Annotated in this window: 11 protein-coding genes and 1 pseudogene; all 12 read right to left on the bottom strand. The window is 63.3% G+C overall.

All coding sequences use genetic code 11. The features are described from left to right. Nucleotides 1-338 (bottom strand): c-type cytochrome biogenesis protein CcmI (ccmI, locus tag GJ699_RS33570; protein ID WP_154383761.1); only part of this gene is annotated, 338 nt, incomplete at its 3' end. After that, nucleotides 335-772: a cytochrome c-type biogenesis protein gene (locus tag GJ699_RS33565; RefSeq protein ID WP_154383760.1), complete on the bottom strand. Its 438-nt coding sequence runs from the start codon at nt 770-772 to the stop codon at nt 335-337. The genes GJ699_RS33565 and ccmI, both read right to left, overlap by 4 nt. Next, entirely contained in the window at nt 765-1,304 is a 540-nt protein-coding gene (locus GJ699_RS33560; RefSeq protein ID WP_154383759.1) for a DsbE family thiol:disulfide interchange protein, read from the bottom strand. The genes GJ699_RS33565 and GJ699_RS33560 overlap by 8 nt, the downstream gene beginning before the upstream one ends. After that, nucleotides 1,301-3,253, bottom strand: a complete 1,953-nt coding sequence (locus GJ699_RS33555) for a heme lyase CcmF/NrfE family subunit (RefSeq protein ID WP_154383758.1) — start codon at nt 3,251-3,253, stop codon at nt 1,301-1,303. The genes GJ699_RS33560 and GJ699_RS33555 overlap by 4 nt, the downstream gene beginning before the upstream one ends. Continuing rightward, nucleotides 3,250-3,684 carry a cytochrome c maturation protein CcmE gene (gene ccmE, locus GJ699_RS33550; protein WP_154383757.1) on the bottom strand — a complete coding sequence of 145 codons (435 nt, stop codon included), beginning with the start codon at nt 3,682-3,684 and terminating at the stop codon, nt 3,250-3,252. Before ccmE ends, GJ699_RS33555 begins: the two co-directional genes overlap by 4 nt. Next, a complete protein-coding gene (ccmD, locus tag GJ699_RS33545) occupies nt 3,681-3,833 on the bottom strand; it encodes a heme exporter protein CcmD (protein WP_154383756.1) in 153 nt (50 codons plus the stop codon). The genes ccmE and ccmD overlap by 4 nt, the downstream gene beginning before the upstream one ends. After that, complete coding sequence (ccmC, locus tag GJ699_RS33540) at nt 3,830-4,585, bottom strand: heme ABC transporter permease CcmC (protein ID WP_154383755.1); 756 nt, start codon at nt 4,583-4,585, stop codon at nt 3,830-3,832. The genes ccmD and ccmC overlap by 4 nt, the downstream gene beginning before the upstream one ends. Nucleotides 4,586-4,609: 24 nt before the next feature. Further along, the gene (ccmB, locus tag GJ699_RS33535) at nt 4,610-5,266 is read right to left on the bottom strand and encodes a heme exporter protein CcmB (RefSeq protein ID WP_154383754.1); all 657 of its coding nucleotides are present in this window, start codon (nt 5,264-5,266) and stop codon (nt 4,610-4,612) included. Continuing rightward, on the bottom strand, nt 5,260-6,087 hold the full coding sequence (gene ccmA, locus GJ699_RS33530) for a cytochrome c biogenesis heme-transporting ATPase CcmA (RefSeq protein ID WP_229262421.1): 828 nt from the start codon (nt 6,085-6,087) through the stop codon (nt 5,260-5,262). Before ccmA ends, ccmB begins: the two co-directional genes overlap by 7 nt. Nucleotides 6,088-6,090: 3 nt before the next feature. Further along, complete coding sequence (locus GJ699_RS33525) at nt 6,091-7,728, bottom strand: M28 family metallopeptidase (protein ID WP_229262420.1); 1,638 nt, start codon at nt 7,726-7,728, stop codon at nt 6,091-6,093. A 299-nt stretch (nt 7,729-8,027) separates the two neighbouring features. After that, a complete protein-coding gene (locus GJ699_RS33520; protein WP_154383752.1) occupies nt 8,028-9,047 on the bottom strand; it encodes a hypothetical protein in 1,020 nt (339 codons plus the stop codon). Nucleotides 9,048-9,082: 35 nt separating this feature from the next. After that, nucleotides 9,083-9,871: pseudogene (locus GJ699_RS33515) on the bottom strand (GntP family permease); the annotation flags it as partial.

Here is a 9,871-nt window from a genome sequence, read left to right as displayed (position 1 = left end):
CCCGACGCGGCGGCTGCGACGCCGGCCGCCGGATCGGCGCCGACGGCGGACGCGTTACCGGCCACGCGGTTGGCGGCTTGCGCGGCGGCCGGGCGCACGTCTTCGGCCACGCGTTGTTCGAGTTCGCGGCGGGCGATGGCGTAGGCTTCGGCATCGATGCTGCCCTGCTCACGATCCGCATCCAGCTCGCGCAGTTGGTCGCGCAGCACGGCGAGGTTCAATTCATCCGACTGCGGCGCGGCGCCAGCGGCAACCTCGCGACGCGACAGCAAGGGACGCAGCACCAGCCACAGGACCACCACGCAAATCAGCGCGGCGGCGATGATGAAACCATTCATGGCTGCTCCTTATCCAGCAATGCGCGAGCGCGCTGTAATTCTTCTTCGGACGGCGACGGCTCGGCGGCACGCGAACGCGCCGCGCGCAAGCGCGCAATCAGCAGCCAGGCGCCGGCGGCCAGCAGCAGCGCCGGACCAAACCACAGCAGCCACGTGGTGCGCTTCACCGGCGGGCGATACAGCACAAAATCGCCATAACGCTGCACCATGAAATCCAGCACCTCCTGCTCCGACTTGCCCTGCGCCAGCTGCTCGCGCACCTCACGGCGCAAGTCCTCCGCCAGGCCGGCGTGCGAATCAGCGATGGTCTGATTTTGACAAACCAGACAACGCAACTGGTTCTCCAGATCCGCCGCGCGCTTGTCCAGGTCCGCATCGGCCGCCTGCGCGCGCAGCGCGACAGACATCAGCAAAACAGCAATCCACTTAGCCATGCGCAGCCTCCTGATTCAGCTTGGCGATCAGCGGCGCCAGCGTGCTGCTAATCAGCTCCGGCGTCAGAATGCCGATCTGCTTGTAGCGAATCACACCGCGCTTATCGATCACGAAGGTCTCCGGCACGCCATACACGCCGAAGTCGATGCCAACCCGGCCATCCTGGTCGAACGCCGACACCACATACGGATTGCCCGCGCCCTGCAACGTGGCGATGCCCTCGTCGCGGCTATCCTTGTAATTCAGGCCGACGATGGGCGCCAGCTTCATGCCGGCCAATTGCATCAGCACCGGATGCTCCTGGCGGCAAGCCACGCACCACGACGCCCACACATTCAAAATCCACACCTGCCCCGCCATATCGCGCGTGCCGATGGTGCGCTCCGGCGCATGCAACTGCGTCACCGAAAACACCGGCGCCGGCTTGTCGATCAACGGCGACGGCACTTCGCGCGGATCGAGCCGCAGGCCCACCAGCAGAAAACCGAGCAGCACGGCGAACACCGCCAGCGGCAAAATGAAGCGCTTCATGGCTTGCTCCGTTTCAGACGATAGCGCTTGTCCAGCGCCGTCACCATGCCGCCAAACGCGATCAGCAGTGCACCGGCCCAAATCCACGCCACAAACGGCTTGTGCTGAATGCGCACGATCCAATTGCCCGGCTTGACCTCCTCGCCCAGCGCCAGATACAGGTCGCGAGTCGGGCCACGGTCAATGGCCGCCTCGGTCATCGGCATGCCGCCGGACGCGAACTGGCGCTTCTCCGGCGACAGCGTGGTCACATGCTGGCCGTTGCGGGTGACATCAAAGGTACCGCGTACCGCCTGGTAATTCGGGCCTTGCACATTCTGCAAACCGACAAAACGGAAATCATAGCCGCCCACCTGATGGATATCGCCGCTCTGCATCGGCACATCGTGCGAAATCTCGCGGCCCTTCACCAGCGTCACGCCGATAACGAACACGCCAATGCCGGCGTGCGCGATCAGCATGCCCCAGTAGCTGCCCGGCAGCGTGGACAAACGATGGCTGAAACGGGTGCGGTTATCCTCGAACACGCGCAGGCGCTGCAACAGATGCCAGACGGTGGCCAGCAAAATCCACGCCGCCAACGTCAAGCCCATCACCAGCAGCGGCGAGGCGCCAACCGCGATCGCGGCCGCCATCGCGCACAGCACGGCGGCCAGGCCCACCCAGCGCAGGCTGCGCACATCCTTGAAGCCTGCCTGTTTCCAGCGCAAGAACGGGCCGATAGCCATCAGCAGCAACATCGGCGCCATCAGCGGCACAAACACGGTTTCGAAGTACGGCGGGCCGACCGAGATCTTGCCCATGCCCAGCGCATCCAGGAACAGCGGATACAGAGTCCCCAGCAGCACGGTGCCGGCGGCGGCCACCAGCAGCACGTTATTCACCAGCAGCAGCGATTCGCGCGACAGCATGGCGAAGCGGCCGCCCAGTCCCACCTTCGGCGCGCGCCAGGCGTACAGCATCAGCGAGGCGCCCACCACCAGCGCCAGGAACACCAGCACGAACAGGCCGCGACGCGGATCGGTGGCAAAGGCGTGCACGGAAGTCAGCACGCCCGAACGCACCAGGAAGGTGCCCAGCAACGACAGCGCGAACGCCATAATCGCCAACAGCACGGTCCAGTTCTTGAAGCTGCCGCGTTTTTCGGTGACCGACAGCGAGTGTATCAACGCGGTGCCGACCAGCCATGGCATGAAGGACGCGTTTTCCACCGCATCCCAGAACCACCAGCCGCCCCAACCCAGTTCATAGTAGGCCCAGAAGCTGCCGAGGAAGATCCCCAGCGTCATGAAGGTCCACGCCACCAAGGTCCACGGCCGCGACCAGCGCGCCCACGCAGCATCCAGTTGGCCGCCGATCAGCGCCGCAATCGCGAACGCGAACGCCACCGAGAAGCCGACATAGCCCATGTACAGCAGCGGTGGATGGGCGATCATGCCGATATCCTGCAGCAGCGGGTTCAGATCCTGTCCTTCGGCGGCGGCCGGCAACAGGCGCTCGAACGGGTTGGAGGTCCACAGAATGAAGGCGAGGAAACCGACACTGATCAGACCCAGCACGCCCAGCACGCGCGCCACCACCGGCGCCGGCAATTGGCGGCTCAACGCCGCCACGGCGGCGGTCCACAGCACCAGCATCTGTATCCACAACAGCAGCGAACCTTCGTGGCCGCCCCATACGGCGGAGACGCGGTAGTACAGCGGCAGCAGCGAGTTGGAATGCGAAGCCACATACAAGATGCTGAAATCATTGACCACGAAACCCTGCACCAGGCAGCCGAAGGCCAGCGTCACCAGCAGTGCCTGGGCGTAGGCGGCAGGCCGCGCCAGCGCCATCCAGCGCGCGCTGGATGGACCATCGCGCAGCGAGGCCGCCAATGGCATCACGCCCTGAAGCAGCGCCACGCAAAACGCCAGCATCAGCGCGAAAGAACCTAGTTCGGGGATCATTTTTTTTCCTTGGCTTCCGCAGCCTGTTTCAGTGCGCGCGCCGCGTCTGGCGGCATGTAGTTTTCATCGTGCTTGGCCAGCACTTCGGTGGCGACGAATACGCCGCCTTCCAGTTTGCCCTGCACCACCGCGCCTTTGCCCTCCTTGAACAGGTCGGGCAGGATGCCGCTATAGCGCACCGGCACACTCTGCGCCAGGTCGGTGATGATGAAGTCGACCGTGACGCCGTCGCCATTGCGGCGCAAGCTGCCCTTTTCCACCAGCCCGCCCATGCGCACGCTGCGGCCGGACTGCGGCTGCGACAGCATTTCGGTGGGCGTCACCGAGAACACCAGGTTTTTCTGGAAGGCTGAGGAGATCAGCCAGGCGGCCAGCGCCAGCAGCGCCAGCCCGGCGCCGATCAGCGCCAGGCGCTTGTGTCGGGACTTCATTCTTGATCCTGTTGATGTTGCAGTTGTTCCAGCGCGGCGCGGCGGCGCAGACGCAGGGCGATGGCTTCCGCGACCGGCAGCAGCAGCGCCACGCCGATCGAGCCCCAGACGTACAGGCCATAACCGCCCATGTGCAGCCAGTCGCTCATGCCTGGCCTCCGGCGTGCAGCGCCTGCAGCCACGGGCTGCGTTTTTCGCGTTCGAGGATGATACAGCGCAGGCGCGCCAGCGCGGCGGCGATGCTGTAAGCCCAGGCGCCCAGCGTCACCAGCAGCATCCCGGTCAACATCACGGCGACCATACTGGGGGCGGTGGTCAGACTGACCGATGCCCCCTGGTGCAGGGTGTTCCACCATTTGACGGAGAAGTAGATGATGGGGATGTTGACCACGCCCACCAGCGCCAGCACGGCGCCGGCGCGGTCGGCGCGGCGCGGATCGGTGATGGCGGATTGCAGGGTCATGAAGCCGATGTAGAGGAATAGCAGGATTAATTCGGAGGTCAGGCGCGCGTCCCACACCCACCAGGCGCCCCAGGTGGGCTTGCCCCACAAGGCGCCGGTCCACAACGCCAGCGCGGTGAACAGGGCGCCGGTCGGCGCCAGCGCACTGGCCATCATGGCCGACAGGCGCGCGTTCAGCACCAGACCGAGTCCGGCCCAAAAGGCCATGGCGAGGTAAATCACCATCGACATCCAGGCGGCGGGCACGTGGACGTAGATGATGCGGTAGGAATCGCCTTGCTGCCAGTCGGTGGGAGCGACCACCAGACCGACATACAGGCCGGCCACGGTCAGCACTACCGCCAGCGCGGCAAACCAGGGAATCAGTTTGCTCGCTAATGGGTAGAACTGCTGCGGCGATGCGTAGCGATAGAGCAGACTATTAACCTGGATTTTCATTGGTGGACATTGTATCAACGAGTGTCACTCTACCGCAATGCACAATGCGGCCGCAGTGGCCCACGGCGCCAGCGCCAGAGCGCCCGCCAGCAGACCGCCCAGCAACAGCAGATGCGATTGTGGATCCGGCGCGACAGCGGCGCCGGCACCAAAGATGAGAACTGGTATATACAGTGGCAAAACCAAGAGTGCGATCAGCACGCCGCCGCCGCGCACGCCGAGCGTGAGGGCGGCGCCGATGGCGCCGATCAGGCTGAGGATGGGGGTGCCGAGCAGCAGGCTGGCCATCAGTACCCAGACTTGTTCGGCGGGCAGGCCGAATTGCAGCGCCAGTAGTGGTGACAGCACGATCAGCGGCAGGCCGCAGGTCAGCCAGTGGGCGAGGATTTTGCCGGCCACCAGCAGGGTGGTGGGTTCGGGGGAAAGGAGTAATTGTTCGAGGGTGCCGTCGGCGTGGTCCTGGGCGAACAGGCGTTGCAGCGCCAGCATGGAGGCCAGCAGCGCGGCGATCCACAGCATGCCGGGGCCGATGGTGCGCAGCATGGCCGGCTCGGGGCCGAGGCCGAGCGGCGCCAGTGCGGCGACGATAACGAAGAAGATCACGCTGGCCAGTACGTCGGCGCGATTGCGCATCGCCAGCAGCAAATCGCGGCGGATCACGCCCAAAAATGCGCTCAGCATGGCGGGGCTTTCGGTGACGCGGACGGCGCGGCACTCGCGGACGGCGCGACGGCGGCAGGCGCAATGCCGGCGGCAGATGCGGTGATGGCGGCAGATGTGGCGACGACGGCAGGCGCGGTGATCGCGGCAAGCGGCGCGGCGGCGGACGGCACGATCGCGGCGGCGTCCGTGCGGGATGCGGCGGAGCCGGGGGCGCGGTCGAGGTTCAGTTCCAGCGCTTGCGCTGGATGCAGCGGCAGGTCCTGGTGCGTGGTGTAGACCAGCATGCCGCCGCGTGCGAAGTGGCGGTCCAGCGTCGCACACAGGGCGGCGACGGCGTCCTGGTCGAGCGCATTGAATGGCTCATCCAGTATCCAAAGCGGCGCGCCCTCGCCTTCCACGCCATGCAGGCGCGCCAGCGCGAGACGCTTGCGCTGGCCCTGCGACAGCGCACGTGCCGGCAACTGCGCCGCGCGCCCCAGCCCGAGCGCCTTCAACGACTGCTCGGCATCGGCCCGCGTCAGCGAACTCCCCTGCAGCCGCGCACTGTAGACCAGGTTTTCCCACGCCAGCAACTCGTCCTTGACCGCAGCCGCATGGCCCAGATAAATCATCTGTGAGCGATACACATCGCGACAGGACGCAATCCGCGCGCCCTGCCAGCGCACCTCGCCCGATTCAGCTTGCGCCAAACCAGCCAAGGTACGCAGCAGCGAAGTCTTGCCACTGCCGTTGGCGCCACGCACGCGCAGCGCCTGGCCGGCAGCCAGCGTAAACGACAAGCCCACGAACAGCTGGCGTTCGCCGCGAACGCAGCATAGTTCGTGGGCCTGTAGCGTCATGGCTTACTTGCGCTGAGCGGCGCTGGCGTCGCGCGCGGCGCGGAACTCGGCGTCCTTGGCCCAGTTAGGCCAATCGCGCGAGTCGGCCAGATCGCGACCCACCGCATACAGCAGGCCCAGATCATGCGCCATGCCAGCGAAGCTCCAGTCAGCGCTCCACTCGTCGGATGGCTGGTGGTAGTTGGCGGTCACGTAATCCTGCTTGGACTTGCGGCCAGCCGCCAGACCGCCCTCCACCCAGTCATTCCCCGAGCCGAACGACACCGCCGGCACGCCCTTCTTGGCGAACGAGAAATGGTCCGAACGGAAGAAGTGACCGGCTTCCGGCGTTGGGTCCGGGGTGTAGCTCAGGTCCCAGTCCTTGCCCTTGGCGATCAGACGATCCAGCAGATCCAGCTTGGCGCTGCCGGAGATGGTGAAGTCGCGTGCCACACCGCGCGCGCTCAACGCATCCATGTTGATCACGCCAACCGTGGTGGCCAGCGGATACACCGGATTGGACGCGTAGTACTCGGAGCCCAGCAAACCCTTCTCCTCAGCGGTCACCGCCAGGAACACCACACTACGCGCCGGTGCCGGTGCCTTGCCATAAGCGCGCGCCAGTTCCAGCAGCGCGGCGATGCCGGTGCCGTTGTCGATCGCGCCGTTGTAGATCTTGTCGCCCTTGGCATCCGGCAGGCCGATGCCCAGATGGTCCCAGTGGCCGCTGTAGATCACGGTTTCATTCGGCGCCTTGGCGCCAACCACGCGCGCCACCACGTTCTTCGAATTGATGACCTGAGCATCCACCGCGTACTTGGCCGACAGCGTGATGCCTTTCAGTTCAACCGGTTTGAAGTCGCGAGTTTGCGCCTGCTTCTTCAACGCTTCGAAATCCAGGCCGGCGCGCTTGAACAGATCAACCGTCAGGTCACGCTGAATCCACGCTTCCATCGGCGCGTGCACCGCGCCCGGCTTCTTGCGCACGATGTCGTACATGACGTTGGTGTTGGAATTCTTGACCGTGTTCCAGCCGTAGGCGGCCGGCGCGGTTTCGTGCACGATCAGCGTGCCGAGCGCGCCGCGACGCGCCATCTCTTCATACTTGTAGGTCCAGCGGCCGTAGTAGGTCATGGCCTTGCCGCCGAAATCGCCCTCGCCGGTTTCGAAATCGGGGTCATTAATCAGCACCACCGCCAGCTTGCCCTTCAGATCCTGGCCCTTGAAATCGTCCCAGTGGCGCTCAGGCGCGGTGACACCGTAGCCAACGAACACCAGCGGCGCGTTCTTGAAGTCGATCAGTTTGCTGCCATTCATGGCGGCGCGCACGGCCAGATCATCGCCCTGCTTCAGCGCCTGGGAGGCTTTGCCGTCGTTCAGCGTCAGCGTGACCGGTCCCTGAATCTCGAAACGGCCCAGCGGCACGTTCTGGGTCCAGCCGCGTTTACCTTTGACCAGATCGCCGCCCGGCTGCAGGCCGGCGGCTTTGAACTGTTCGACCAGGTAATCGACGGTCTTGGTCTCACCGGCGGTATTCGGGCCACGGCCTTCGAATTCATCGGACGACAGTACTTTCACATCCTGCGACAGACGTTTTGCGTCAAATTCAGGACCAGTGGCCGCATGCGCTGCAAAAGCAGCCATCAGCGACAGGACAAGCATGGTTTTCTTCAATCCAACCTCCCTACGAGTACACACATGAAACTATCCATACTGCCACGAAATATTCATAACGACAATGCCAGAATGCCATGCGAAATATTTGTGTGGTATCAGCGACTGAATGTGGTTTCATCGGAAAATCATGGTAAATCCAGCGATTGAACGAAAACCTTGAGCGCAAAAGCGAATGGCCCACCGAAGCGGGCCATTCTCACTCTCTTGTTTCCAGGGGGAGGCTTGCGCCAACAAGTCCCGGAACTCATGACTCAATTATATTGCTACGCGATCGTCACTAGTTATTATTTTTCTAGGCCGCTTTCCAAGCGCTCAAGTTGCAAATTCTGTCTGCATTCGGCGAATTTTTTTGTCGCTAGCTGTTTAAATTTTTCTAGCTTCACGCTCTCTTCTTCTGTTTGAATCACCTTCGCCGCACACGCTTCGAGTAACGCGTGAAATACCTCATCAAAAACTGCCATCACGTCCCACAAGTCTTGCTTTGTCAGGACCCCATAGTGCGGCGCCGGGCGCGAGGCATCGATGCAATTGAGAAACTTGGAACGAATAGTATTTACCACATCATTACAATACGAGCAGTAGTAGGCGTAGATGTCTCTGTAGGAATTTTCCAGACTTAGGCCCACTTGCAATTGCTCGACAACACGGCGCGCGTAGTCTCCTCGCGTCCTGATAATGGAAAGCGTCTCTGAAATCGTGACGTCCCACGGGGTGATAATTTTCTGATGTTCCTCGGCATCCTTCTTATTTGGGTGCCGTTTGTCCGTGTTGGCCGATCGCCTTCCCTCACCGTCCGTCTTCAGGACATGCAGGTCCATTTCGTGCTGTAACGCATATGCAGCGATACCTGGTTCAAATTTACCGTCTCTGGAACATGCTTGCTTGTAGAGCGTAATTTCGTAGGTTATTGGCCCGGACCACCGTATCACACGGACATCAGCGTAGCTCCCCTCATCAGCTGCGCTATTCAGATCGACGTTTACCTGAATTTGATCGTTCGCGGCAACGTCCTGGAACACTCCCAATGATTTGGCTAAAGTCAGCGCCTGTTTGACCTCAACGTCCGAAATCTTCGAATCGTCCACCCTTCTTTGCACTGGCACGCGGGAATTGGTGGCTTGCTGCCGCGCAGTGAGCTGTTTAGTCTGGCGACTACCGTCCATCAGCGCCTGGATATTCTGTAGCGCCAGCACCTGCCGAGACCGCGACGCAAGCTGAGCAACTCGGCCAGTCTGCCGGAACAATGGCACACTGGACAACCTAGGTTCAGCACCGTTGTTGACCTTCTGCACAGCTTCGCTCATGGTTTTCCTTCAGCAGGTGCGATCTCCAGAGGAGCTTACACCAACCCGGTCAGATAGTAGGCCGCGATCACCACGAACACCGCCAGCGTCTTGATGACGGTGATGCCGAAGATGTCGCGGTAGGATTGGCGGTGGGTCAGGCCGGTTACGGCCAGCAGCGTGATGACGGCGCCGTTGTGCGGCAGCGTGTCCATGCCGCCGCTGGCCATGGCGACTACGCGGTGCATGACTTCAAGCGGGATGTGGGCGGCGTTGGCGGCCTGGATGAATTGTTCGGACATGGCGGCCAGCGCGATGCTCATGCCGCCCGAGGCGGAGCCGGTGATGCCGGCCAGCGAGGTCACGGAGACGGCGGCGTTGACCAGCGGGTTGGGCACACTGCGCAGCGCTTCGCTCACCGACAGGAAGCCGGGCAGCGCGGCGATCACGCCACCAAAGCCGTATTCGGAGGCGGTGTTCATGGCGGCCAGCAGCGCGCCGCCCACTGCGGCTTTGGTGCCGTCGGCAAAGGTGAGGCGGATGCGGCCGAAAGCGGTGATTACGGTCAGCAGGATGCCCAGCAACAGCGCGCCTTCGACGGCCCAGATGCCCACTACTGTTTTGATGGTCAGCGTGACCGGGGTGTGCAGGCCGGGCAAGGCGGCTTCGGTCAGTTGGTAGTTATCGCCGTACCAGCCGGGGATCAGTTTGGTCAGCGCGAAGTTGGCGACGCCGACCAGCACCAGCGGCGCCAGCGACAGCAGCGGATGTGGCAAATCGGCGCGCACCGGCGCGGCGGCGGGGCCGGTCGCGGACGGCGCGGACGGCGCGGACGGCGCGGAGGA

It is taken from the genome of Duganella guangzhouensis (genome assembly GCF_009674535.1).
Classification (GTDB): domain Bacteria; phylum Pseudomonadota; class Gammaproteobacteria; order Burkholderiales; family Burkholderiaceae_D; genus Rugamonas; species Rugamonas guangzhouensis.
Note: the sequence above shows the minus strand (reverse complement) of the source record. Positions and strands in the feature narration are given on the sequence as shown.